Source organism: Bacillus sp. FSL K6-0255, from assembly GCF_045040725.1.
GTDB lineage: Bacteria > Bacillota > Bacilli > Bacillales > Bacillaceae > Bacillus > Bacillus subtilis.
Map to the genome: position 1 here is coordinate 3,668,618 of NZ_CP150278.1, position 23,043 is coordinate 3,691,660.

Sequence of the window (23,043 nt, forward strand, 5' to 3'; positions counted from 1 at the left end):
TCACCTCTCTTCCATTGATGAACGTTTAAGCTGGATAAAGGAATCTATCATAATGACAGGGTATATTGTCATTAATCCAATAACTGTACTTGCCATATGAAAGTATTCGGGATTTTTATAGGCAACAGCCACAGCAAGAATCGCATTGCACCACCGCGCTGCGCTCCCGAGAGATCGTATGGACTTTCCTTTCTCAACAGCTCTGTCAAAAGCATTCATTCTTCTGACGAGCAGTAAAAAATTAAACAAACTGAAAACAGTTCCCAGAATAAGGCCTAAAAAAACGGTTTTATACGCTGTTAAACCATAACCCAGTACATACACTGCCAAAATGAACAATAAATATTTGCGTTGTCTGCTAAATGTAAGCTTGGGATCGTCCATCAATTATCTGTCTCCTGATGAAAAAATAATGTATAGCTTGGATACGGCAAAAATCAGCGGTTAACCCTTAGTAGAAGACCTTTTTTGACCGGCAAAACGGGCCTGTTCGAAAAAATCATTCATCCGCAAGCCTTGCAGGGATGCTGTTTCATTCGCTTAAATAAATCCTCATAATACGGGTTTGCTGAGAGGATTTACATTGAGGATGAGGACTATAATGAAAGCTATGAAAACCTTCTCATAATACCCTCGTTTAGCATACAATAGCCCCTAACATGTGTCAATCTGTTTAAAGTTAAAAAACTTTTTATACTTTACGTCTCCACAGAATGTTCACATTTTCACCTATAATTGTATACAGATTCACCGAATAGCAAAAAACTGGATAAAAAAATGAAACCCCCTTTTGGGGATTTCATTTTTTATTTTGTTCCAAACATGCGGTCACCCGCATCTCCGAGACCTGGAACAATATATCCTTTTTCATTTAATTTTTCATCTAGCGCCGCAATGTAAATATCAACGTCCGAATGATGCTTCTGCAATTCTTCCACACCCTCCGGCGCTGCTACAAGACACATGAAACGGATATTTTTCGCACCGCGTTTTTTAAGGCTGTGAATGGCTTCAACTGCGGAACCGCCTGTAGCGAGCATCGGGTCAACCACGATGAATTCACGCTCTTCCACATCAGAAGGAAGCTTGACATAGTATTCCACGGGTTTTAAGGTTTCTGGATCACGGTAAAGGCCGACATGTCCCACTTTTGCCGCAGGAATCAGCTTTAAAATGCCGTCAACCATTCCCAATCCTGCTCTGAGGATAGGAACCACTCCGAGTTTTTTCCCTGAGATGACTTTCGATTTCGCAGCCTGAACCGGTGTATTGATATCCACTTCTTCCAGAGGAAGATCGCGGGTAATTTCAAATGCCATGAGTGTAGCCACTTCATCTACTAACTCTCTAAAATCCTTCGTACCTGTATTTTCATTCCGTATATATGTCAGCTTGTGCTGAATTAAAGGATGATCAAATACATAAACCTTTCCCATACTGTGTTTCAGCTCCTTTTTTATTGTCCCATCAACAATTACACACTTCTATTGATTCTACAAAAAAAGACATTGAGTTTCAAGAACATCGTCAAAAAACCCGCCGGGCATAAGCCCAAGCGGGTTTTAGGATCTTAATAATCTAATTCTTTATATAAAGGAAATTTATCAGTCAGAGCAGCTACACGCTGTCTTGCTTCTTCAAGTTTTCCTTCGTCTTCGTGGTTTTTCAATGCAAGCGCAATGATAGCACCGACTTCTTCTAATGCGTCTCCGTCAAAACCACGGCTGGTTACAGCAGCTGTCCCAAGACGGATGCCGCTTGTTACGAAAGGTTTTTCAGGATCATATGGAATCGCGTTTTTGTTAGACGTAATACCGATTTCATCAAGTACATGCTCCGCAACCTTACCAGTCAGTCCGAGCGAACGAAGATCAACAAGGATAAGGTGGTTGTCTGTTCCGCCTGAAACGAGCTGGATGCCCTCTTTCGTTAAGGCTTCAGCCAGACGTTTCGCATTTGAAATGACGTTTTGTGCATATGTTTTGAAATCGTCCTGCAATACTTCACCGAATGAAACAGCTTTTGCGGCAATAACGTGCATCAGCGGGCCGCCTTGAATTCCAGGGAAGATCGATTTATCAATTTTCTTGCCAAACTCTTCACGGCAAAGGATCATACCGCCTCGAGGACCGCGAAGTGTTTTATGTGTTGTTGTTGTAACGAAATCAGCGTAAGGAACCGGGTTTGGATGAAGGCCTGCCGCAACAAGTCCTGCGATATGTGCCATATCCACCATGAAGTAAGCGCCGACTTCATCAGCAATTTCACGGAATTTCTTAAAGTCGATTGTACGAGGATACGCACTTGCTCCTGCTACGATAAGCTTCGGTTTATGAGCGAGGGCTTTTTCACGCACGTCATCGTAATCAATATATTGAGTTTCTTTATCTACGCCGTACTCAACAAAGTTATATTGAACACCGCTGAAGTTGACTGGGCTTCCGTGTGTTAAATGGCCGCCGTGGGAGAGGTTCATCCCAAGTACAGTATCGCCTTGCTCCAAAATCGTGAAGTACACTGCCATGTTTGCTTGTGCGCCTGAATGAGGCTGAACGTTTACATGCTCCGCTCCAAAGATTTCCTTCGCGCGGTCACGGGCGATATCTTCAACGACATCGACGTGCTCGCATCCGCCGTAGTAGCGTTTGCCCGGATATCCTTCTGCGTACTTATTTGTCAAAACAGATCCTTGTGCTTCCATAACCGCTTCACTTACAAAGTTCTCAGAAGCAATCAATTCGATCTTAGTCTGTTGGCGCTCACGCTCATTTTTAATGGCGTTAAACACTTGTTCGTCTTGCGCAGGTAAATGTTTCATCAGCGAGATCCTCTCCTATCCGTATCCTGTTCTTTGTTTTTACCATCACTATTGTACATGGTTTTTAAGGCCGATGTAAAAGATTATTTTTAAAAAATCTAAATTTTTATTGGTAAAAACGAATATTAATAACTTAAATTTAATTTAAAGTTCGGAATTTATTTCACTGTCTTAAAATAAAAGAAAAGACTGGCTATGCAGTCCTTTCATTCGCACTCATAAACCGCCCGCACTCCGCCGATTAGTTTCGGCCGTGTACGCGCCAATGTCACATGAGCTGAACCGAGGCTGTTTTGAGAGACACGCACAGGGACAGCCACCGGCTTCAGATGCATGCCGATAAACGTATCGCCTATATCAATTCCGGCGTCAGCCTGAATGGTTTCAACAAGAACAGGAGACTTCATCTGCTTAAACGCATAAGACGCCATCGCTCCGCCCGCTTTTGGAACGGGCACGGCAGAAACGGTTGGAAGCCTGAACAGCTTGGCTGTTTCTGCTTCGACGACAAGCGCTCTGTTCAAATGCTCGCAGCATTGGAACGCCAGATGGATTCCCGTTTTTTCCCGAAGCTCGGCAAGTCCGCTGTAGATGCTTTCAGCGATATCTACACTGCCCGATGTGCCGATCCGGCTGCCGGCCACTTCGCTCGTGCTGCATCCAAGGACGAAGAGCTGATCTTGTTTCAATTCCGCTTGGTCCTGAAACTCAGACAGCATCGTCTTCCACGTTTGTTTCAACTCATTCATTAAACAGCACCCCTACAGGTTTTTCTCTTCATAATCTGAGATTTTTCCAATACGCGTTTGGTGTCTTCCCCCGGTAAACTCAGTAGTCAGCCAGATTTTTGCGATTTCCCGAGCCAAACCAGGTCCGATCACCCGTTCACCCATCGCAAGGATGTTTGTGTCATTATGCTCCCTCGTCGCCTTCGCGCTGAAGGTATCGTGCGCAAGCGCACAGCGAATCCCTTTTACTTTATTAGCGGAAATGCTCATGCCGATGCCTGTCCCGCAAATTAAAATGCCTCTGTCAACTTCGCCGCTAACCACTTTTTCGGCCACCGGAAAAGCATAATCCGGATAATCGACAGAGCCGCTGCCGCAGTCACAGCCCATATCAATATATTCAATTTGCAATTCGTCCATTAACTCTTTGATTTCATTTCGAATGTGAACGCCGCCATGATCCGATGCAATGGCTACTTTCATCTGCTTTTCCTCCCAGCGTGTGTGATGCGGCCCGCCCGCTTTATTGACCGCGCAGCCTGTCCGCTCTTTGATTCACACCATATGATGTGCTTTTCACTATATTCTACTCCTTCACGCAGGATTTGCAAATGACCTGTTTGCAGATTTTCTGACAACTTATCTACGGTCTTTTTTCAGCTGTTTTGCCAGCTGCCGAAGAAGCTCTTCAAGCTCATCTCGCGTTTGTTTATAGATGTCAATTGAGCCGCCGAACGGATCGATGACATCACCATGGCTGCCTGTGACATATTCTTTTAACGTAAACACTTTATCACGATAACGTCCAAATTGGCTGGCAATGATCTGTTTGTGCTGATGGGTCATAGCCAGAACCAAATCAGCCGACTCCATATGTTCTTCAGTTAATGGAGAAGACACATGATTAAGGGCAATGTGTTTTTCAAACAGCGCTTCGACTGCATGAGGCGTCGCTTTCCCATTAGGTGAAGCAAACACGCCTGCCGAGCGGACATTGACATTCAGCCCTTCCATTTCTGCAATTGATTTAAAAAGCGCCTCAGCCATTGGGCTGCGGCACGTATTTCCAGTACAGACAAAAATAATATCCATGTCAGTCACCCCTTATTTTTCTCTATTATATATGAAGAAAAAAGAAACGGCGACTTCGTTTCTTTTATTGGTATATTAAATTGGCAAAAGCAGCTTTAATCCAAACACGATTAATATGATGCCCCCGAGCGCTTCGCTGTATGTGCCAAGCCATGACTGCACTTGTTTTCCGACCAGCAGGCCCAGCCATGTCAACATCATGCTGAACAGCCCGAACAGGGTAATTGTGAGGAGCGGATGCGAGCCGTATATCCCCAAGCTCAAGCCGACGGAAAAGCTGTCAAGGCTGACGCCGATGGCAAACAGCAATAAGCCCGGCCCTGCCGGTGACATGAATCGTTCTTCTGACTGTTTAAAAGAGGCCATAAGCATTTGAACCCCAAGAACAAAAAGCAGCGCCCCACCGATATAAACCGCTAACACGCCGAGGAGCCCTGACAGCATGTTACCGGCCGCCATCCCTGCGAGAGGCATGATGACGTGAAAGAGGCCGATGATGAAACCAATATAGAATATCTGCTTCTTTCTAAGTTTGACCATGCCCATTCCAAGGCCGACAGAAAAAGCATCCATCCCTAAAGCAAACGCCATGATGCTTAATGTAATCAGTTCGCCTATAAACAAATCCGACATACATAAATAACCCCCTTGGACACGCCCCGCTTTTTTAGCCTATGCGTGTCCAAAAAGGGTTAGAACATCTGACTGCTTTCAGCGAATCACTCTTCCTCCGGCGGCTTTCATCAGCCTGTTCATAATAGCGAGACCGACACCTGTGTCCGGAAAGGATTCCGCAATAATAAAGTCCACCTTATTCTCATCAAAGCTGCGCAAAGCATCATACAGCCCTGCCGCAACAGTCTCAAGCTGAGCCCGTCTTCCGCAGCTCTTCACATAATCAGCGGAATAAACGCCCGCGTTTTCTTCTGTCGTCAGGACACCGACCCGTCTTCCGCCCTGTTGATATTCTTGAATGAGATGCTGAATGCGCTCTGGGCTGCCTTCGCAAATGGCAAGCGGCGCTGTCGGCGCATAATGTGTATATTTCATCCCTGGAGAAATCGGCTTCTCGTTTTGATCGCTGAGCCCTTTATCCACATGGATCGGCCCGATCACGGCCTCAATTTGTTCCTTCGTAATGCCGCCCGGACGCAGGAGAACAGGGATGTCGTCCGCACATGAAAGCACAGTTGATTCGACCCCGATTCCGGTAGGGCCTCCATCCATAATACCGGCTATGCGGCCATCCAAGTCGTGAGCCACATGCTCCGCTTTTGTGGGACTTGGCTTGCCTGATAGATTGGCGCTCGGTGCTGCAATCGGCAGTCCCGATTCGCGAATCAATGCAAGGGCAAGCGGATGATCCGGCATTCTAATGGCAACCGTTTCAAGACCTGCCGTTACACGAGGTGAAAGCGCATCAGGTTTGCAAGGCAGAATGAGCGTAAGTGCTCCCGGCCAAAACCGTTTCATCAATGTTTTCGCCTTTTCCGGCGCTGGGCCCGTTAAATCCTCAAGCTGGCTGATATCCGCAATGTGGACAATCAGGGGATTATCGCTCGGCCGCCCTTTCGCCTCATATATTTTTTTGACGGCATCCGTATTTTTTGCGTTTGCGCCTAGGCCATATACTGTTTCTGTCGGAAAGGCAACGACCTCATTTTCTCGGAGCAAAGCGGCTGCTTGTGCAATTTGTGGATCATTTGTGGATAACTCGTCAGTTACATCCACAAACCATCTTTTCGTTTTCATTTCTGACCAAACTCCTTATTCACAACAATAAAACGATTGTTTTACGCGTGTAATCCTTTTGAAAGTATAAAAGATGTCCTGTAATAAAACAAGCGTTATCCACAAATTGTGGACAACGCTAATAAAGAAGTGGATAAGTATGTGTATAAACTGCACTTATCCAGACGCTTTTTTCATCAAAACGGCTCCTTCTGTTTGCCGCGATTCACAGAAGTGATCAGAAGAAAACAGCTCCTCCGGTACACTCTCAGCTCTTTCAAAACCCATGGCCGTCAGAAAATCCGCAGAGGAATGCTGATTTGCTACTAGGTACACGGTTTTGATCTGATGCTTTTCGCACAGCACCTCCATGCTTTGAAAAAGCGTGACGATATGGCCTTGGTGAAGCTTGTCCGATATGACAAGTGATCGCAGCAGCCCCTGGTCACAGCTTATTTTTTCAATACCGAGGCATCCGGCAATGTTTTTCTCACTGTCCTCCAGCATAAGAAATTGAGTGAAGCCTTCTTTCACGCCTTCATAGCTGGTTTTCGCCTGTTTTAAAAATGCCTCGAGCACATCTCCGTCTTTTTCCCTTGCCACCCGCAGTTGATAAAACATCCGTTCACCCCGTTTTTGCGTTCTTTCTTCCAATCTATGAGGCAAATCTATTTTTAGACCAGATGATTAGGAAAAAAGGTCGGAAATCCATTCGACTAAAAAGAATTTCACTTCTGTGCCGTCTTCTTTTTCTTCGTTCTCTTCTTTTTTGGCTTTTTCCGCTTTAGCGGTTACGTCCTCAAGCACTTTTTCAGTCTGCTTTTTTGAGGCTTCTTTATCTTCTTGTTCTTTGACGGCTTCCCCGTTAGAAAAATCAAGAAAGCAGAGGGGCGGGAACAGCACACACCACCAGTTGGCGCCGTCTCCGTTTCCAAGCGTAATCAAAATCGCTTCATACTCACCAGCGGGATATACCATGTTGCCGTAAAGCTTTGTCGGAAACGAGATTTTGTCAAAATCAACGGATATCGACTGATTCGCTCCTTCTTTCTCCATTGTTTCCTTTGCAATTGCTTTGATTTCAGGCAGCTTTGAACGAATCACGCGACGCGCTTCTTCAATAGAAGTAATATCCTTTACCCAAGTTGTGATTTCTTTATTCACCGCGTCTCTTATATGACGTTTTAATTGCTGGTCTTGATCACTATCGCTGTTTGCCAGTATTCTCAAACGAATCGCCTGATCAGGTATGACCACCGGCTGATTTTCCGATTTTTGTGCCGTCTCTTCTTTTGCCAGCCCTACGAGCGCTCCGGATAATAAAAGAAAGATATATATACAAATGATTACTGTTTTTTTCATCGGTCCCCACCGTTCCTCTCCGTGCTTTGTTTCTAGCCCTATTATGGACAAGGAGAGCCTGGGATAAACGTGCAGGGTGAAAAAAATCTAGCAAGCTGTTAATCTTATTTATGGTACGATAGTGTTTTAGGAGGTTTAAGATGAAATACAATTATACAGTGCTGTTATCAGCATTCACGATGTCCGTTCTTTATTCAGTAATTTATATTCATTCATTTATCATTGCCGCTCTCATCACAATGGCATTTTATTTTCTGTTTCCTTATTTGATCTTCGCACTGCCGCTTCAAATCATGATGAATAAAAAGCCGAAACGTTTCAGCCCTTTGTATCTGCTGTATTACCTTGCCGCTGCTTTTATTGCCAACGCGATCATTTTCGGCGTGCTTCAGCCTTCGGGACAATCTCTGTTTCAAAATACAGCCTTTTATCTTTTCGCTGTATTAACAGCTCTTATCTATTGGATATGGGATTCTGTTTTACTGCAAAAAAAGGAAGCCTAAGAGGCTTCCTTTTTTATTAAAACAAAATCGTCAGTAAATAACATAGAATGGAAGGTATCGCCGCAACAAAGAAAGCGGCCGCCATTTTCATGCGAGATGTACGGCCTTCTTTGGTTTCTGAATGGTAGTTTGCCCGCTGATCGCTTCCGCTTACAGCCAAACCCGATGTAATGATCGCGAGCCCCACTAAAACGAGAGACGCAACGCCAAAAATCGCTTCATATGAAAGAGCCTGCGGAAAAATGGTGCCAATCATGCTCTCAATCGCAATGAGCAGGATTCCTGCTGTCAGGGCCTTTTTCATGTTTACATCCCCTTTGCTGGTGTTAAACAGCTTGATCCATTCACTCGCCAGCAAGCTGCTTATTTATTTTTATGAATCAGAGCGCATATGGTTCTGTCTTTTCCATTAATATCTTTCAGCACTTCCACTTCCGCCCCCTTAAACGCCTTGAGGATCAGGTCTTTGACCGCCGCTCCCTGTTTCCAGCCGATTTCAAAAACGACAAATACTTTATCCTTCATAACAAGCGGAATGTCTTCCATAAACCGCTTATAAAATTTCAGCCCGTCTCCGCCATCGGTGAGTGCGTGCAGCGGCTCATGAAAACGGACAATTTCCGATAAATCAGCCATTTCTTCCTCTGAAATATATGGCGGGTTTGAGACAATGATATCCGCTTTTTTTCCCGCCTTAATAAAAGGCTCAAGCAGATCGCCCTGATAAAAGCGCACATTCGCTCCGAGTTTTTCTGCATTGGCAGAGGCGACTTGCAGCGCCTCTTTCGAAATATCGACCGCCGACACAGAAAAGCTTTGGTTTTCAAGCGCAAGCGTGACGGCTATTGCACCGCTCCCTGTACCAACGTCAACAACTTCGAGCTTGCCGTCTTCAGAAAAAACACTCCGATATTTTTCAAGCAAATGAAAGACAACTTCTTCAGTTTCCGGCCGCGGGATCAGCACATCATCATTCACCATAAATTCCCGTCCATAAAAAAACTCTTTTCCTATAATGTATTGAACCGGCACGCCCTCTTTATGCATCTCAACGTGACGCTTAAAGCGATACAGTTCGTCTTCACCAATCGGTTCCTGTAAGCTTGCGAGCAGCTTGCTTCTCTCCATTCCGGTATCATAAAGCAATAGGAGCTCGGCCGCATTTTCTTCTCTTCCCGCTTCGGTTAAATAAGAAGAAGCCCATTTCAGGGCTTCGAATATCGTCTTCATCTTAACCTTCCGACTGCTGAAGCTTGCTTGCCTGATCTTCAACAATCAGCGCTTCAACCACTTCGTCAAGTTTTCCTTCAAGAATCTGATCAAGCTTTTGAATCGTCAAACCGATTCTGTGATCCGTCACACGGTTTTGCGGGAAGTTGTATGTGCGGATACGTTCAGAGCGGTCACCAGATCCGACTGCTGATTTCCGTGTTTGATCATATTCAGCCTGGGCTTCCTGCTGAAATTTATCATAGATTCTGGCACGGAGAACCTTCATTGCTTTTTCTTTGTTCTTAATTTGAGATTTTTCGTCTTGGCATGATACAACAACACCTGTCGGCAAATGAGTCAGACGAACCGCAGACATTGTTGTGTTAACGCTTTGTCCGCCCGGTCCGCTTGAAGCAAACGTATCGACACGGATATCCTTCTCATGAATGTCAACCTCTACCTCTTCTGCCTCAGGAAGACATGCCACTGTTGCAGTAGATGTATGGATACGGCCGCCGGATTCCGTTTCCGGAACACGCTGCACGCGGTGGGCGCCGTTTTCATATTTGAGTTTAGAATACGCGCCGCTTCCCGTAATCATAAAGATGATCTCTTTGTAGCCGCCCGTTCCGGTTACATTCGCTTCCATGACCTCTGTTTTCCAGCCTTGAAGCTCAGCATAACGGGAATACATTCTGTACAGGTTGCCCGCGAATAAAGCGGCTTCCTCGCCTCCCGCAGCCCCGCGGATCTCCATAATAACGTTTTTGTCGTCATTAGGATCTTTCGGGATCAGGAGCACCTTCAGGCGTTCGGACAGTGTTTCCGTTTCCTTCTGAAGTTCAGAAATCTCTTCCTTCACCATGTCGCGCATCTCAGCATCCAGCTTCTCTTCAAGCATCGCTTTTGCATCAGCCAGCTGTTCTGACGCATCTCTGTATTGTCTATATACGTCAACTGTTTCTTGTATATCAGATTGCTCTTTTGAATATTCTCTTAGCTTTTTCGGATCGTTGACTACTTCTGGATCGCTCAAAAGCTCATTTAATTTCTCGTATCGTTCTTCAATTGATTTTAAACGGTCTAACACGGTCTTCACCTCTGTTTTCCTGTGCGTAACATTCTCATTATAGTATAGTGATTAACCCCAGTCAAAAGCATTTCAATCCCAGCTGGAAAAGCTCCCTCTGCTATACTGGAATTCGAGGAGGGATGATGTTGCTGAAATCCATACATCATATTGCAATCATATGTTCAGATTACGAAAAGTCGAAAGCTTTCTATGTACATAAGCTTGGTTTTCAGGTGATTCAAGAAACGTACCGCGAAGAGCGCGGCTCCTATAAGCTTGATTTGTCGCTTAACGACTCGTATGTCATTGAGCTGTTCTCGTTTCCCGATCCGCCCGAACGACAAACCCGGCCTGAAGCCGCAGGCCTGCGCCACCTCGCCTTTACAGTCGGCAGCTTGGATAAAGCGGTTCAAGAGCTTCATGAAAAAGGAATCGAAACAGAGCCAATCAGAACAGATCCGCTGACCGGCAAGCGTTTCACCTTCTTTTTTGATCCTGACCAGCTTCCATTAGAACTGTATGAACAATAACAGTTTTTGAAGAAAAAAAGGAGATACCCACTTTCTTTGCCGAATCTTTTCTTGTTTTGTCTAACGGGAAGGGAACCGCATTCTATGGTCGAATACCTAGCTTAAAAGGAGGTATGGGATCATGAATACAAATATGGTAGCAAGTGAACTCGGCGTCTCCGCAAAAACGGTGCAGCGGTGGGTGAAGCAGCTGAATCTTCCGGCCGAACGCAATGAGCTCGGACACTATTCGTTCACGGCAGAAGACGTGAAGGTTCTAAAATCCGTTCAAAAACAAATCTCTGAAGGCACGGCGATTCAGGATATTCATCTGCCGAAAAGCGCTAAAAAGCGCACAGGCTTCCTTGTCCAAAAAACAAGTAGCGACACAGAACGAAGAATCGAGCAGCTTGAACAAAAGCTGGACACCCTTTTACAGCAAAGGCAGGACGAAAGCGAATTGATGGCAAGGATGTCGGAGCTGGAACGCCAGCTGAAACAAAAAGCCGATGAAGGTGTATCTTACCAGCTGCTTCAGCACCGCAGAGAAATCGATGATATTCTTGCAGATCTGCAATCACTGACCTCACTAATGAAAGAATTCACCGCTCAGCCGATCCCCGAGACCGCTGCTGCTTCTGAAAAAACCAAAACGAGAAAAAAACCGCTGCTGTCACTGTTCAAATTTCAAACCTAAAGCAAAAAGCTCCCGTAAAGGGAGCTTTTTTTGTTACGCAGTAAGCGCGATAATGATTGGAAGTGAAATCAATGACAGAATCGCACTGACCACAAACGCAGTTGCAGTTTCTTCTTCTTGTTTCTCGAAACGAGTCGCAATCATGGCTGCAACGGCAGAACCAGGGAATGCAACAAGAAGGATTGCTTTTGTTGTTTGGTCAGCCGGAAGTCCGATAGCAAGAGCAATCAGGAACATTAACGCAGGCTGAACCGCAACTTTTAGTAACGCAATACCGATAGCCGGCATACTGAGTTTAATTTTACGAATACCAACGGTAACACCAACAGCAAAGAGAGCAACACCAGATGTTGTGCTTCCAAGCTGATCAAGCATTTTAACACCCAGCTCAGGAAGAGTGAAATTGAAAACCAGCACTAAGATCATACTGATTAACGGAGCAGCTGCAAGCGGCTCACAAAGACCATGCAGGATTGATTTTCCTGTCATCTTCCAGAAGCTGTCGCCACTCTCTTCGTTTTTCTTAGAAGACTCACCAACAGTAGCGATAATGATCGCGAGCGGATCAAGAATCGCGTTAACCACGATACCTGTGACCGCGATCGGAATCGCAACTTCATTCGCTCCGAATAAGCTTCCCAATACCGGGATACCCATAAATGCGAATGTCGGCTGTGCAGAGTTCAAAGAAAATACAGATGAGTTCGTTAAATCATACTTGAAAATAAATCTGCAAACCAAAAGAATGATGATATAGAAACCAACAATCCCAATAATTAAAGAAATCATTAAAGGTACTTGTGATAAAAATTCACTTCTGGAAGTTGTCAAAATACCAGCGATAAAGTGAGCTGGAAGTGCGTATTTCGTTACTAACGTACTTACCCCTTTTGCCGACTTGGCATCATAACTTCCAAAATGTCCTGCAAACCAACCCAGCACGATAACAAAGAAGATCGGCGCCAGGAGGATTAAGATATCTAAGATGCTCAAAATATTCTCCTCCAAATCCTATGTCCGTATACTTTAGCTTTACAAAAAGCTTTCCCTCGGACAGAAAAATTTACTCGCTAATTATTTCGCGATGACTTTTTTGTATTCAGGTGTCCACATTGCATCAAGTACCGCTTGTTTCACATCTTCAGGCTGACGATTTGCCACGCCATCTTTAATTGCTGCTTCAGCAACGGCAATCGCAACTTGGATAGAAACCTCTTGAAGCTTATCAATGCTTGGAAGCAATCCTGCTCCAGGTGTTTCAAGATCAACCATTTCAGCAATCGCATCAGCAGTTGCAGCAAACATAGCAGGTGTAATGATACGCGCTTCAGCTACAATTGAACCAAGTCCAAGACCAGGGAACGCGAATGCGTTGTTAGATTGTCCGATTTCATAAGAAACACCGTTGTATTCTACATTGTCAAATGGGCTTCCTGTTGCAATAAGCACTTTTCCGTCAGTCCATTTGAACAGATCTTCAGGAACAGCTTCAGCAAGGTGAGTCGGGTTAGACATCGGCATGATAACCGGACGGTCTACGTGAGATGCCATTTCTTTTACAATTTCCTCTGTGAATGCACCTGAAACCCCAGAAGTACCAATCAAGATCGTTGGTTTCGCTTGACGAACCACTTCATCGAATGGAATTTGACCTTTTTCATCGCGCTTCCAGTCTTTCACTTCATCCGCATTGCGAAGGTAAGGTTTTTGGAAATCAAGGATGCCTTCGATGTCTTCAGTCAGCAAGCCTCTGTAATCAAGTGTGTAGAAACGTTTGTTAGCTTCTTCTTCAGATAATCCGGCTAGCACCATTGTGTCACGGATTTGGTCAGCAATACCGATACCAGCAGAACCAGCACCGAAGATAACAACACGCTGATCTTTAATAGAAGCGCCGGTTTTCTTCATAGCAGCAAGCACACCTGCAAGTGTAATCGCGCCAGTACCTTGAATATCATCATTAAATGTCAGGATTTCATGATTGTATTTTTTCATGATGTTGCGTGCATTTTTGTTGCCAAGGTCTTCCCAGTGAAGAAGCGCTTTAGGGAAGAATTTCAATGCAGCTTTTACATAAGCGTCAATGAAAGCTTCGTAGCGTTCACCTTGAACACGTTCATGCTTGTTACCAATATATAAAGGATCGTTTAGAAGTTTTTCGTTGTTCGTACCGACATCAAGCACAACCGGGATAACACGGCTAGGATCAATACCAGCTGCAGCAGTGTAAACAGCCAATTTACCGATTGCGATATTAATACCGCCTACACCCCAGTCACCGATACCGAGAATGCTTTCGGAGTCAGTAGCAACGATAAGATCAATATCGCCTGCTGTCGCATGAAGGTTTTCAAACGCTTTTTCAATACCGTCAATGTTATCGATTGATAAGTAGATTCCTTGAGGTCTTCTATATTCATGGCTGTATTCCTGAATCGCTTCACCAACTGTTGGCGTGTACACAACAGGAAGCATTTCGCGAAGATGGTTTTTCAGCAATTTATAGAAAAGAACTTCGTTACGGTTTGCAAGATCACTTAAGTAAACATTTTGACGAAGGCGGTCAGGCTGCGCTTGGAATTGCTCGTACGCGCGTTGTGCTTGTTGATCAAGAGAAAGTACAGTTGGCGGCAGAAGCCCTTCTAAGCCGAGTTCTTGTCTTTCTTCTAGTGAAAAAGCAACGCCTTTATTTAAAGTAGGAATAGATAAAACTTCTTTTCCTCTAAGAGTTGTTTCTAAGTGGCCTTCTTTCGTTTTTTTTATGTTATTCAAGCAAATCTCCTTCTTTCTTGAAATAGTTAACCAAGTTAAGTAATAACCCATCTAAAATATGACCGATCATGATCTTTATGCGACTTTGTGACAATTATTCGAACAATGTCTCAAAACTATTTACATTACGTAAGCTATTGTATGCCTGTCAAAATCAAAATTCAAGGGAAGAAAATTACTTAATTTTTTAATATACTTATTTAAATTTTTTAATTGCATATTATCAGAATATAAAAAAAACACCGGTGTTTTTAGCCGGTGCATTCTATCTTTATACCCATGTTTTGGACTATTTTTTAGATTTACCTGGGACTTCGTGATGATGTCTGCATCTTGCTTCATATGATTCAGATGCACCAACCAAAATGACCGGATCATCGTAAGAAGCAGGTTTGCCGTCAATGAGGCGCTGTGTTCTGCTCGCCGGTGATCCGCAAACAGAACAGACGGCTTGCAGCTTTGTCACACTTTCCGCAATCGCCATGATATTCGGGACGACACCAAACGGCTCTCCCCTAAAATCCATATCAAGGCCTGCTGCTATCACACGGTAGCCTTTATCGGCAAGAGATGATAAAACCTCAACAATTTCCTGATCAAAAAACTGCACTTCATCAACCGCAATCACATCTGTACTTTCACTGATGTGATCCCAAATGTCTGCAGCAGACGAAATGGCATAGCTCGTCATCGATGTTCCATTATGGGAGACAACAGCAGCTTCGCTGTATCGGTTATCAATTACAGGCTTAAATACCCTGACTTCCTGCTTGGCATAAGTTGCTCTCTTCACTCTTCTGATCAGCTCTTCAGATTTCCCCGAGAACATGCTGCCGCAAATCAGCTCAAGCCACCCGCTTTGTTTCATTATGTACATAGGCTTCGCTCCCCTCTCTCTGCCAGCTGTGTTTTAGACAATATAAAAAACAGGCAAGACTGCTGCTTGCCTGTTGAGAAATCTATTATTACTTAAGACCGTATTTTTTGTTAAAGCGATCAACACGACCATCAGCAGAAGCGAATTTTTGACGGCCAGTGTAGAATGGGTGGCATTCAGAGCAAATCTCAACGCGTACCTCTTCTTTTACTGAGCCTGTTTCAAATTCATTTCCGCAAGCGCATTTAACTGTTGCTTTTTTGAAATTAGGATGAATTCCTGCTTTCATTGTATCCATCTCCTTCCGCCCTGAATCCCGTGTGGAAACAGAGTTATTATTTCGGAGCATTGTCCGAAACGCATATGAGAAAATTATATCAGTGATTTACTTCTTTTGCAAATACAATTTACCTTCTTGCGGATGATAGATTTGCCTGTTTCCATTCTTGATTGAGAATATCGAAAAATTCCTGGTTTGTTTTGGTTTTTTTCATTTTTCTCATGAACTTTTCTGCGAAATCAGGTGAATCAGACATCGTTTTGCGGATAGACCATAAACGATCAAGATGCTCTTTAGGCACAAGCAGCTCTTCTTTGCGCGTTCCTGAACGGCGGATATCGATGGCAGGGAAGATGCGGCGCTCGGCAAGAGAGCGGTCAAGATGGAGCTCCATGTTGCCTGTTCCCTTGAATTCTTCATAAATGACATCGTCCATACGTGAACCTGTATCGACCAGAGCCGTAGCAAGGATGGTTAAGCTGCCGCCCTCTTCGATATTTCTCGCAGCCCCGAAGAAGCGTTTCGGACGGTGGAACGCCGCTGGGTCAATCCCCCCGGAAAGCGTTCTTCCGCTTGGCGGAATCACTAAGTTGTAGGCGCGGGCAAGCCGTGTGATGCTGTCCATCAGGATAATGACGTCTTTTTTGTGTTCCACGAGACGCATTGCACGTTCAAGCACAAGCTCGGCCACTTTGATATGGTTTTCCGGCACTTCATCAAACGTTGAGCTGACGACATCCCCAGCTACAGAGCGCTCGATATCGGTTACTTCCTCAGGTCTTTCGTCAATTAAAAGCACGATCAGCTCTGCTTCGGGCTGGTTCGCTGTAATGCTGTTGGCAATTTCCTTCAGCAGCATCGTTTTTCCGGCTTTCGGCGGCGCAACAATCAATCCGCGCTGCCCAAATCCAACCGGCGCCATCATGTCCATAATTCTTGTAGACAAGAAGTTCGGCTTTGTTTCAAGCACCATTTGACGATCCGGATAAAGTGGCGTAAGAGCCGGGAAATGCACACGCTCTTTTGCAGATTCGGGATCATCCCCATTTACTGCTTCAACGTGCAAAAGTCCATAGTAACGCTCATTTTCTTTTGGCGGGCGAACCTTGCCTGATACTTTGTCTCCGTTCCGCAAATCGAAACGGCGGATTTGTGAAGCTGAGATGTAAATGTCTTCTGAGCTTGGAGAGTAGTTGATCGGTCTCAGGAATCCGAAACCTTCAGACTGGATGATCTCAAGAACGCCTTCCATAAACAGCAGATCTTCCTGTTCTGCATTCGCTTTCAGAATGGCGAAAATGAGTTCTTTTTTTGTCAGTTTGCTGTAATAGGAGATTTTATAATGTCTTGCAAGTTCATAAAGCTCTTTCAATTTCATATTTTCCAAAGAGGAAATAGATACGTCTTTCATAAAAACACCACGCTTTTCATAGTCAATATCTTACTCTGAACATGTCATCTGCTGCTTTTGCACAACATCCGCCAAAGCACATTCTTTTTTTAACATAAAGGAACTTCTATCGGTAACACTTCCACCCATGATCGGCGCTTTTGTTAAAAGGATTGTCTTAATGAGTTTTGAAGGAAGCGAGGACAAAAACATGAGAAGATCAATACTTATATCGTCTGTATGCGGTAGAAATTGAAACTTTCCTAGTGCTTAAAAGAAGGTATTACGCAGTAAAATTCGCAGCACTCTTTATTTTTACCTTATTTCAAAAAATTATTCAACTGAAATAAGGTTTTGACACGGAATTGATAGAGTTGACGCTTTTCTGCAAAAGTTAAAGCGGGCTCACACCCGCTTTTTCTGTTTGTTATGGACGGATTACAAGATTTGGTTTCTTTTTCAAGCTGTGTCTGCCGTCAACGAAACGAACAGTGCCCGATTTTGCACGGATAACTAAGCTTTCAGTTGTACCGACAGAGCCTTTGAATTGAACTCCTTTTAACAGCTCGCCGTCAGTAACCCCTGTAGCTGCAAAAATCGCGTCATCACCCTTCACAAGGTCTTCCATGCGAAGGACTTTGCTTAAATCAAGGCCCATTTTGTGACAGCGAGTGATTTCTTCTTCGCTTTGCGGAAGAAGTTTACCAATGATTTCTCCGCCGAGTGCTTTCAGCGCAACAGCTGAAAGCACACCCTCAGGAGCGCCGCCTGATCCGAACAGGATATCAACGCCCGTGTGGTCGAAAGCCGTGTTGATGGCGCCTGCGACATCGCCGTCATTGATCAATTTGATTCTGGCGCCGGCCTCACGAAGCTCGGAAATGATTTTTTCGTGTCTTTCACGGTTTAAAATTGTGGCAACGACGTCCTCAACGTCCTTGTTTTTCGCTTTTGCCACCGCTTTAAGGTTGTCAATGACAGGTGCTTCGATGTCAATGCAGCCCACCGCTTCCGGACCGACTGCGATTTTTTGCATATACATGTCAGGAGCATTCAGCAGAGTGCCGTGGTCTGCGACCGCGATCACCGTCAGCGCGTTCCAGCCGCCGCTTGCTAAGATGTTTGTGCCTTCAAGAGGGTCAACTGCGACATCAACGCGAGGTCCGTACCCGTTTCCGAGTTTTTCCCCGATATACAGCATTGGCGCTTCGTCCATTTCCCCTTCACCGATTACAACGGTCCCTTTCATCGGCACTGTATCAAAAACGTCTCTCATTGCACTTGTTGCCGCTTCATCAGCCTCATCTTTTTTTCCCCGGCCCATCCATCTTGCTGATGCCAATGCCGCAGCTTCTGTCACACGTACCAATTCCATTGATAAACTTCTTTCCATTTCAACACGATCTCCTCTCACAAGAAACCATTATGAATTTTGAAGCTGTTCTATTTCTTCGTCAGTCATTCTTTCACGCCAAATTGTCGCTCCAAGCCCCTCAAGCTTCTTCTCAAGGCTGCTGTATCCGCGGTCAATATGCTCCAGTCCCGTAATTTCCGTGACGCCATCAGCCATCAGTCCGGCTACCACCAAGCAGGCTCCGGCACGCAGATCACTTGCCTTCACTTTTGCGCCTTGAAGCTCGACAGGACCTGTGATGATGGCAGATCTGCCTTCTACTTTCATATTGGCACCCATTCGTCTCAGCTCATCAATGTGCTTGAATCTTGCCGAGTAGATGGTGTCTGTGACGACACTCGTCCCTTTCGCCCTTGTCAGGAGCGCCGTCATCGGCTGCTGTAAATCAGTCGGAAACCCCGGGTATACGAGGGTTTTGACGTCAACCGGCTTTAAGTTCTTCTGCCCGCCAACAATGAGGAGCTGGTCGTCGCTTGTTTCGATATGATAGCCCATTTCTCTCAGCTTTGCCGTTAACGACTCAAGATGAGTAGGGATGACGTTATCGATAATGACTTCCTTGCCCATTGCAGCCCCTGCAATCATAAATGTCCCGGCTTCAATTCTGTCCGGAATGATCGTATGCTTGCAGCCGTGCAGTTCCTTCACGCCGTCGATTCGAATCACATTGGTGCCCGCACCTTTGATTTTGGCGCCCATGCTGGTAAGCAATGTCGCGACGTCAATGATCTCAGGCTCCTTGGCAGCGTTTTCGATGATCGTTTTCCCTTCTGCCAAAACAGCGGCGAGCATAATGTTAATCGTTGCCCCAACGCTTACGACATCTAAATAAATCCGTGCGCCTCTGAGCCTTTCAGCTCGCAAATAAATGGCGCCTTGTTCATTGGTTACTTCAGCTCCGAGTGCTTCAAAGCCTTTGATATGCTGATCAATCGGACGGGGCCCTAAGTGACAGCCGCCAGGCAATCCAATGACCGCCTGCTTGAAGCGGCCGAGCATCGCCCCCATTAAATAATATGACGCGCGAAGCTTTTTTACTTTCCCGTTAGGGAGCGGCATGCTGATCATCGACGTAGGGTCAACAACCATTTCCCCATTCTCAAAATGCACGTTGCCGCCGATTTCCTTTAACAGGTCACGCAGCGTTTCAATATCTGAAATCTCTGGAAGCCCTTCAATTGTCACCTCGGAATTTGCCAAAATGGTTGCAGGTATTAACGCAACAGCGCTGTTTTTAGCGCCGCTGATATGTACTGTACCGTTTAACGAGTCACCGCCGGCAATATTCAACTTTTCCATGATAGTCTCCTTCCATAAGAAGATAGCTGCGGAGCTAAATAAAATGTCATTTTATTCTGTCTCTGCAAATAAAGCTCATGTCCAAAATCTAGCCAATTCGAAGAGAAAGAATACAACACATTGTAAAATATCAGGAAGAAAATAGCGAAGCTTTGGGGGGTACAGGTTTCAAAAGATGCACAGAGACCCGCCGGCTCGAGAGACATCGTCGTCATCCGGCAAAAGCAGTACGCATACCCTTCATTCCGATATCAGCTTCTGCAGCCCAATGATTCCTTCTCTGTAAAGCGGCGTCAGCATCTGAAGATCCGCTGTATCAGGTCGGTGAAATACAAAGGCCGCGGCAAACAGGCATAAAGCTGTTTGCCGCCCCTTTCATTATTTGTTCCAGTCTGCCAGGAATTGTTCGATTCCTTTGTCTGTTAACGGGTGTTTAGTGAGCGCATGAATGACTTTCAGCGGCATTGTGCCGATATGAGCCCCTCTAAGAGCAGCTTCTGTCACGTGCTGCGGGTGGCGGATTGACGCTGCAATGATTTGCGTGTCAAGGCCGTGAATGTCAAAAATCTGTTTAACTTCTGAAATCAGGTCAAGCCCGTTGTGGCCGATGTCATCTAAACGTCCCAGGAATGGAGATACATATGTTGCCCCCGCTCTGGCAGCAAGAAGCGCCTGGTTTGCATTGAAGATCAATGTGACGTTTGTTTTGATGCCTAAGTCAGTAAGTGCTCTTACCGCTTTTAAACCGTCAGACGTCATCGGGATTTTCACCGTAATGTTCGGTGCGATTTTCGCCAGTTCTTTTCCTTCCTCGATCATTTCCTCAGCTTTCAAAGAAATAACCTCTGCACTTACAGAGCCTTTCACGACGTCTGTGATCTCGCGAAGACGGTCGTGGAATGATACATTAGCTTCCTTTGCTACTAAACTAGGATTCGTCGTTACACCGGCGAGAATTCCTAATTCATTCGCTTCTCTAATTTCATCGATATTGGCTGTATCAACAAAGAATAACATTTTCAAAAAGCCTCCCTGATTAAGAAATTTTCTGAACTGCGAATATGATTGCGCTTTCTAAAGATAGACGGAAAACCGCCTGTCAAGCTGTCAGGCGGCTATAAAAAGTTCCAATTGAATTAAGCTTGGTTTGAAGAACCAAATTCACGCATTTTACCGATAACTGTTTCTTTGATCGCTTCACGAGCTGGTCCAAGGTATTTACGTGGATCGTACTCGTCAGGCTTAGCTGCCAATGTTTCGCGAACAGCTTTTGCAGAAGAAATTTGGTTTTCAGTATTCACGTTGATTTTAGCTGTACCAAGTGAAATTGATTTTTTGATGTCAGCAGTCGGAATTCCAGTACCGCCGTGAAGAACTAGCGGAAGACCAGTTGATTTTCCGATCTCTTCCATTTCTTTGAAGCCAAGGTTTGGCTCACCTTTGTAAGGGCCGTGAACAGAACCTAATGCTGGTGCAAGGCAGTCGATGCCAGTGCGCTCAACAAGCTCTTGGCACTCTTTAGGATCAGCGTAGATTACGCCTTCAGCGATAACGTCATCTTCTTGTCCGCCTACTGTTCCAAGCTCAGCTTCTACAGATACTCCGTGGAAATGAGCAAGCTCAACAACTTTAGCAGTTGTTGCTACGTTTTCTTCAAATGGATGGTGAGAAGCGTCGATCATTACAGATGTGAAACCTGCATGAATCGCTTTCGCACAAGATTCAAAGCTTGAACCATGGTCTAAGTGAATCGCAACAGGAACTGTCACTTTGTACTCTTCCATAAGTGCTTTTACCATAGCAACGACTGTTTTGAAGCCGCCCATGTAGCGTCCCGCACCTTCGGAAACACCAAGGATCACTGGAGATTTTTCTTCTTCAGCTGCTTGTAAAATCGCTTGAGTAAACTCAAGGTTGTTTAAGTTAAATTGTCCTACAGCGTACCCTTTTTCTTTAGCTGTATTCAACATTTCCGTCATAGAAACTAAAGGCATGTCGAATGTCCTCCTTATGTAGCCTGATTGTCTTCTAGCGAAAAAAGCTTTCCACCCTAGCATGACCCATATATTGCTGTCATATGTAAATACTCAGATCGCTTTTTCTCCATAACTAGGATACCAACTTTTCGACAAATCGGCAACATAATGACATGATTCATTTGTTTCTTCTTTTTGTCAGTTAGACTTCAGGGGCAGATATTTTTTGACGGCGTCTCTGATTTCGTCGATGTCAAACGGCTTGGCAAAGTGCGTCAGAGCGCCCAATTCCTTCGATTCTTGGATCATGTCGAGCTCTCCGTATGCCGTCATGATAATGACCCGGATGTTTTCGTCAATGACCTTCATCCGTTTTAAGATTTCGATTCCGTCCATGCCGGGAATTTTCATGTCCAAAAGCACAAGGTCGGGCCGTTCTTTTGTCACAATGTCAAGCGCCTGCAGGCCGTTCGCAGCCTGAAACGTCTGGTAGCCTTCTTTATTGAACACTTCATTTAGCAAAATACGAATGCCGTATTGATCATCAACGATTAAAATTTTTTCATTCATCATTTTACACCCCAATATTATGATTTTCGTCAAAAGTAAGCAGTATTGTATGTATTCTGTTTGATTTTCCTATTTCCTTTAATTATAATAGTCTACTTTACGACATTTTCTGAGCATTTTCTCTTTTGTTGTATACTGATATTGTACGTTATAAAGGAGGATTCACTTATGTTGAAAATATTCACGACGCAGTTAACAGGTATTTTTTCACGCATTCAGGATAAGGAATCTGACGCGATTGAAGATGGGGCGCGGCTGCTTGCTCAAGCGGTGATCAGCGGGCATTCCATTTATTTATACGGAGCAAATGAGCTGCAGGGCGTCTTTTTTGAGGCCACTGAAAGCAAAGAACCCTTCCCATCTGTCAAAGCCTTTCCAGAAAGCGCTGAGGAAGTGACAGAAAGCGACAGGGTGCTGATGTTTTGCTCAGGGACGGGCACAGCCGAAGAACAGGCGCTCGCAAAAGAGCTTTATGAAAAAGGTGCGGGAGTCGTATGCGTATCGCCCGCAGCCAAAGACAGTGCGGGAATAGAACAGTATTGTGATGTGCATATTGATTCTAAACTAAAAATGCCGCTTGTTCCGGATGAAGACGGCACCCGTTACGGGTTTCCCTCTTTAATGACAGCACTGTATGTCTATCACGCTTTATCGTTTACACTAAAAGAAATTCTGCAAGAGTATGCATAATATCTTATTGTACATGCTGGAACTTGCCGGAAACAAATAAAAAAGACTTGC

28 protein-coding genes are annotated in these 23,043 nt (G+C 44.9%); 4 read left to right on the forward strand and 24 right to left on the reverse strand.

What is annotated here, in order from left to right:
- The 10 genes from atpI to spoIIR all read right to left on the reverse strand — a co-directional run bounded on the left by atpI (position 1) and on the right by spoIIR (position 7,731).
- Positions 1–384, reverse strand: a complete 384-nt coding sequence (gene atpI / locus MHB62_RS19130; protein WP_003243159.1) for an ATP synthase subunit I — start codon at positions 382–384, stop codon at positions 1–3.
- Between the two features lie 422 nt (positions 385–806).
- The gene (upp, locus tag MHB62_RS19135) at positions 807–1,436 is read right to left on the reverse strand and encodes a uracil phosphoribosyltransferase (protein ID WP_003227670.1); all 630 of its coding nucleotides are present in this window, start codon (positions 1,434–1,436) and stop codon (positions 807–809) included.
- Positions 1,437–1,570: 134 nt separating this feature from the next.
- Entirely contained in the window at positions 1,571–2,818 is a 1,248-nt protein-coding gene (gene glyA, locus MHB62_RS19140) for a serine hydroxymethyltransferase (protein ID WP_003227669.1), read from the reverse strand.
- 206 nt (positions 2,819–3,024) lie between these two features.
- Positions 3,025–3,567, reverse strand: coding sequence for a TIGR01440 family protein (locus MHB62_RS19145; RefSeq protein WP_003227667.1), 543 nt, complete (start codon positions 3,565–3,567; stop codon positions 3,025–3,027).
- A 12-nt stretch (positions 3,568–3,579) separates the two neighbouring features.
- Complete coding sequence (gene rpiB / locus MHB62_RS19150) at positions 3,580–4,029, reverse strand: ribose 5-phosphate isomerase B (protein WP_003221910.1); 450 nt, start codon at positions 4,027–4,029, stop codon at positions 3,580–3,582.
- A gap of 156 nt (positions 4,030–4,185) precedes the next feature.
- Positions 4,186–4,638, reverse strand: a complete 453-nt coding sequence (gene prpB, locus MHB62_RS19155) for a protein arginine phosphatase PrpB (protein WP_015384897.1) — start codon at positions 4,636–4,638, stop codon at positions 4,186–4,188.
- Between the two features lie 75 nt (positions 4,639–4,713).
- Positions 4,714–5,271 (reverse strand): manganese efflux pump MntP family protein, encoded by a 558-nt coding sequence (locus MHB62_RS19160; protein WP_003227661.1) that lies wholly within the window; start codon positions 5,269–5,271, stop codon positions 4,714–4,716.
- A gap of 78 nt (positions 5,272–5,349) precedes the next feature.
- On the reverse strand, positions 5,350–6,390 hold the full coding sequence (locus MHB62_RS19165) for an L-threonylcarbamoyladenylate synthase (protein WP_019712588.1): 1,041 nt from the start codon (positions 6,388–6,390) through the stop codon (positions 5,350–5,352).
- 156 nt (positions 6,391–6,546) lie between these two features.
- Positions 6,547–6,990: a GNAT family N-acetyltransferase gene (locus MHB62_RS19170; protein ID WP_003244265.1), complete on the reverse strand. Its 444-nt coding sequence runs from the start codon at positions 6,988–6,990 to the stop codon at positions 6,547–6,549.
- A 66-nt stretch (positions 6,991–7,056) separates the two neighbouring features.
- Positions 7,057–7,731 (reverse strand): stage II sporulation protein R, encoded by a 675-nt coding sequence (gene spoIIR, locus MHB62_RS19175; RefSeq protein ID WP_003227654.1) that lies wholly within the window; start codon positions 7,729–7,731, stop codon positions 7,057–7,059.
- Positions 7,732–7,871: 140 nt separating this feature from the next.
- Here spoIIR and MHB62_RS19180 point away from each other — a divergent pair, with 140 nt between their 5' ends.
- The gene (locus tag MHB62_RS19180) at positions 7,872–8,234 is read left to right on the forward strand and encodes a UPF0715 family protein (protein WP_014478265.1); all 363 of its coding nucleotides are present in this window, start codon (positions 7,872–7,874) and stop codon (positions 8,232–8,234) included.
- A 16-nt stretch (positions 8,235–8,250) separates the two neighbouring features.
- On the opposite strand, the gene MHB62_RS19185 is transcribed toward MHB62_RS19180, so the two are convergent.
- Genes MHB62_RS19185 through prfA form a run of 3 tightly spaced genes read right to left on the reverse strand, consistent with a single transcriptional unit; the run spans position 8,251 to position 10,536 of the window.
- Entirely contained in the window at positions 8,251–8,538 is a 288-nt protein-coding gene (locus MHB62_RS19185) for a DUF5316 family protein (RefSeq protein ID WP_003244050.1), read from the reverse strand.
- A gap of 59 nt (positions 8,539–8,597) precedes the next feature.
- Positions 8,598–9,464 (reverse strand): peptide chain release factor N(5)-glutamine methyltransferase, encoded by an 867-nt coding sequence (gene prmC / locus MHB62_RS19190; protein WP_003227647.1) that lies wholly within the window; start codon positions 9,462–9,464, stop codon positions 8,598–8,600.
- A gap of 1 nt (position 9,465) precedes the next feature.
- The gene (gene prfA, locus MHB62_RS19195) at positions 9,466–10,536 is read right to left on the reverse strand and encodes a peptide chain release factor 1 (RefSeq protein WP_003227645.1); all 1,071 of its coding nucleotides are present in this window, start codon (positions 10,534–10,536) and stop codon (positions 9,466–9,468) included.
- A gap of 125 nt (positions 10,537–10,661) precedes the next feature.
- Between prfA and MHB62_RS19200 the strand changes: the two genes are divergently transcribed.
- Positions 10,662–11,048 carry a VOC family protein gene (locus MHB62_RS19200; protein WP_019712587.1) on the forward strand — a complete coding sequence of 129 codons (387 nt, stop codon included), beginning with the start codon at positions 10,662–10,664 and terminating at the stop codon, positions 11,046–11,048.
- 121 nt (positions 11,049–11,169) lie between these two features.
- On the forward strand, positions 11,170–11,724 hold the full coding sequence (racA, locus tag MHB62_RS19205) for a chromosome-anchoring protein RacA (RefSeq protein WP_019712586.1): 555 nt from the start codon (positions 11,170–11,172) through the stop codon (positions 11,722–11,724).
- 33 nt (positions 11,725–11,757) lie between these two features.
- Here racA and MHB62_RS19210 read toward each other — a convergent pair whose 3' ends face one another.
- The 11 genes from MHB62_RS19210 to spo0F all read right to left on the reverse strand — a co-directional run bounded on the left by MHB62_RS19210 (position 11,758) and on the right by spo0F (position 22,305).
- Positions 11,758–12,717, reverse strand: coding sequence for an AEC family transporter (locus MHB62_RS19210; protein WP_003242497.1), 960 nt, complete (start codon positions 12,715–12,717; stop codon positions 11,758–11,760).
- Between the two features lie 81 nt (positions 12,718–12,798).
- Positions 12,799–14,496: an oxaloacetate-decarboxylating malate dehydrogenase gene (gene malS, locus MHB62_RS19215; protein WP_003244309.1), complete on the reverse strand. Its 1,698-nt coding sequence runs from the start codon at positions 14,494–14,496 to the stop codon at positions 12,799–12,801.
- A 289-nt stretch (positions 14,497–14,785) separates the two neighbouring features.
- Complete coding sequence (locus MHB62_RS19220; protein ID WP_014478269.1) at positions 14,786–15,373, reverse strand: thymidine kinase; 588 nt, start codon at positions 15,371–15,373, stop codon at positions 14,786–14,788.
- Positions 15,374–15,461: 88 nt separating this feature from the next.
- Positions 15,462–15,662: a 50S ribosomal protein L31 gene (rpmE, locus tag MHB62_RS19225; protein ID WP_003151132.1), complete on the reverse strand. Its 201-nt coding sequence runs from the start codon at positions 15,660–15,662 to the stop codon at positions 15,462–15,464.
- Positions 15,663–15,780: 118 nt separating this feature from the next.
- On the reverse strand, positions 15,781–17,064 hold the full coding sequence (gene rho / locus MHB62_RS19230; RefSeq protein WP_003221939.1) for a transcription termination factor Rho: 1,284 nt from the start codon (positions 17,062–17,064) through the stop codon (positions 15,781–15,783).
- 30 nt (positions 17,065–17,094) lie between these two features.
- On the reverse strand, positions 17,095–17,256 hold the full coding sequence (locus tag MHB62_RS19235; RefSeq protein WP_003227632.1) for a hypothetical protein: 162 nt from the start codon (positions 17,254–17,256) through the stop codon (positions 17,095–17,097).
- A 214-nt stretch (positions 17,257–17,470) separates the two neighbouring features.
- Positions 17,471–18,436 (reverse strand): class II fructose-bisphosphatase, encoded by a 966-nt coding sequence (gene glpX / locus MHB62_RS19240; RefSeq protein ID WP_014481197.1) that lies wholly within the window; start codon positions 18,434–18,436, stop codon positions 17,471–17,473.
- Between the two features lie 30 nt (positions 18,437–18,466).
- The gene (locus MHB62_RS19245) at positions 18,467–19,756 is read right to left on the reverse strand and encodes a UDP-N-acetylglucosamine 1-carboxyvinyltransferase (protein WP_003227628.1); all 1,290 of its coding nucleotides are present in this window, start codon (positions 19,754–19,756) and stop codon (positions 18,467–18,469) included.
- Positions 19,757–20,134: 378 nt separating this feature from the next.
- On the reverse strand, positions 20,135–20,773 hold the full coding sequence (gene fsa, locus MHB62_RS19250) for a fructose-6-phosphate aldolase (protein WP_003227626.1): 639 nt from the start codon (positions 20,771–20,773) through the stop codon (positions 20,135–20,137).
- 119 nt (positions 20,774–20,892) lie between these two features.
- Positions 20,893–21,750, reverse strand: a complete 858-nt coding sequence (locus tag MHB62_RS19255; protein ID WP_003243339.1) for a class II fructose-bisphosphate aldolase — start codon at positions 21,748–21,750, stop codon at positions 20,893–20,895.
- Between the two features lie 180 nt (positions 21,751–21,930).
- Positions 21,931–22,305, reverse strand: coding sequence for a sporulation initiation phosphotransferase Spo0F (gene spo0F / locus MHB62_RS19260; protein ID WP_003227621.1), 375 nt, complete (start codon positions 22,303–22,305; stop codon positions 21,931–21,933).
- A gap of 165 nt (positions 22,306–22,470) precedes the next feature.
- On the opposite strand from spo0F, the gene MHB62_RS19265 reads away from it, so the two are divergent.
- The gene (locus MHB62_RS19265; protein ID WP_014481199.1) at positions 22,471–22,992 is read left to right on the forward strand and encodes a DUF2529 domain-containing protein; all 522 of its coding nucleotides are present in this window, start codon (positions 22,471–22,473) and stop codon (positions 22,990–22,992) included.
- Positions 22,993–23,043 lie beyond the last annotated feature (51 nt).

What these genes read in the sequence shown, in the direction of transcription:
- MHB62_RS19165 (WP_019712588.1), bottom strand. Translation starts at nt 6,390, where the DNA reads ATGAAAACGAAAAGATGGTTTGTGGATGTAACTGACGAGTTATCCACA.
- rpmE (WP_003151132.1), bottom strand. Translation starts at nt 15,662, where the DNA reads ATGAAAGCAGGAATTCATCCTAATTTCAAAAAAGCAACAGTTAAATGC.
- rpiB (WP_003221910.1), bottom strand. Translation starts at nt 4,029, where the DNA reads ATGAAAGTAGCCATTGCATCGGATCATGGCGGCGTTCACATTCGAAAT.
- prmC (WP_003227647.1), bottom strand. Translation starts at nt 9,464, where the DNA reads ATGAAGACGATATTCGAAGCCCTGAAATGGGCTTCTTCTTATTTAACC.
- MHB62_RS19220 (WP_014478269.1), bottom strand. Translation starts at nt 15,373, where the DNA reads ATGTACATAATGAAACAAAGCGGGTGGCTTGAGCTGATTTGCGGCAGC.
- atpI (WP_003243159.1), bottom strand. Translation starts at nt 384, where the DNA reads ATGGACGATCCCAAGCTTACATTTAGCAGACAACGCAAATATTTATTG.
- MHB62_RS19245 (WP_003227628.1), bottom strand. Translation starts at nt 19,756, where the DNA reads ATGGAAAAGTTGAATATTGCCGGCGGTGACTCGTTAAACGGTACAGTA.
- glpX (WP_014481197.1), bottom strand. Translation starts at nt 18,436, where the DNA reads ATGGAAAGAAGTTTATCAATGGAATTGGTACGTGTGACAGAAGCTGCG.
- glyA (WP_003227669.1), bottom strand. Translation starts at nt 2,818, where the DNA reads ATGAAACATTTACCTGCGCAAGACGAACAAGTGTTTAACGCCATTAAA.
- MHB62_RS19180 (WP_014478265.1), top strand. Translation starts at nt 7,872, where the DNA reads ATGAAATACAATTATACAGTGCTGTTATCAGCATTCACGATGTCCGTT.
- MHB62_RS19185 (WP_003244050.1), bottom strand. Translation starts at nt 8,538, where the DNA reads ATGAAAAAGGCCCTGACAGCAGGAATCCTGCTCATTGCGATTGAGAGC.
- MHB62_RS19200 (WP_019712587.1), top strand. Translation starts at nt 10,662, where the DNA reads ATGTTGCTGAAATCCATACATCATATTGCAATCATATGTTCAGATTAC.
- MHB62_RS19145 (WP_003227667.1), bottom strand. Translation starts at nt 3,567, where the DNA reads ATGAATGAGTTGAAACAAACGTGGAAGACGATGCTGTCTGAGTTTCAG.
- MHB62_RS19265 (WP_014481199.1), top strand. Translation starts at nt 22,471, where the DNA reads ATGTTGAAAATATTCACGACGCAGTTAACAGGTATTTTTTCACGCATT.
- MHB62_RS19160 (WP_003227661.1), bottom strand. Translation starts at nt 5,271, where the DNA reads ATGTCGGATTTGTTTATAGGCGAACTGATTACATTAAGCATCATGGCG.
- spo0F (WP_003227621.1), bottom strand. Translation starts at nt 22,305, where the DNA reads ATGATGAATGAAAAAATTTTAATCGTTGATGATCAATACGGCATTCGT.
- fsa (WP_003227626.1), bottom strand. Translation starts at nt 20,773, where the DNA reads ATGTTATTCTTTGTTGATACAGCCAATATCGATGAAATTAGAGAAGCG.
- rho (WP_003221939.1), bottom strand. Translation starts at nt 17,064, where the DNA reads ATGAAAGACGTATCTATTTCCTCTTTGGAAAATATGAAATTGAAAGAG.
- MHB62_RS19255 (WP_003243339.1), bottom strand. Translation starts at nt 21,750, where the DNA reads ATGCCTTTAGTTTCTATGACGGAAATGTTGAATACAGCTAAAGAAAAA.
- prpB (WP_015384897.1), bottom strand. Translation starts at nt 4,638, where the DNA reads ATGGATATTATTTTTGTCTGTACTGGAAATACGTGCCGCAGCCCAATG.
- upp (WP_003227670.1), bottom strand. Translation starts at nt 1,436, where the DNA reads ATGGGAAAGGTTTATGTATTTGATCATCCTTTAATTCAGCACAAGCTG.
- racA (WP_019712586.1), top strand. Translation starts at nt 11,170, where the DNA reads ATGAATACAAATATGGTAGCAAGTGAACTCGGCGTCTCCGCAAAAACG.
- MHB62_RS19170 (WP_003244265.1), bottom strand. Translation starts at nt 6,990, where the DNA reads ATGTTTTATCAACTGCGGGTGGCAAGGGAAAAAGACGGAGATGTGCTC.
- MHB62_RS19235 (WP_003227632.1), bottom strand. Translation starts at nt 17,256, where the DNA reads ATGTTTTTGTCCTCGCTTCCTTCAAAACTCATTAAGACAATCCTTTTA.
- spoIIR (WP_003227654.1), bottom strand. Translation starts at nt 7,731, where the DNA reads ATGAAAAAAACAGTAATCATTTGTATATATATCTTTCTTTTATTATCC.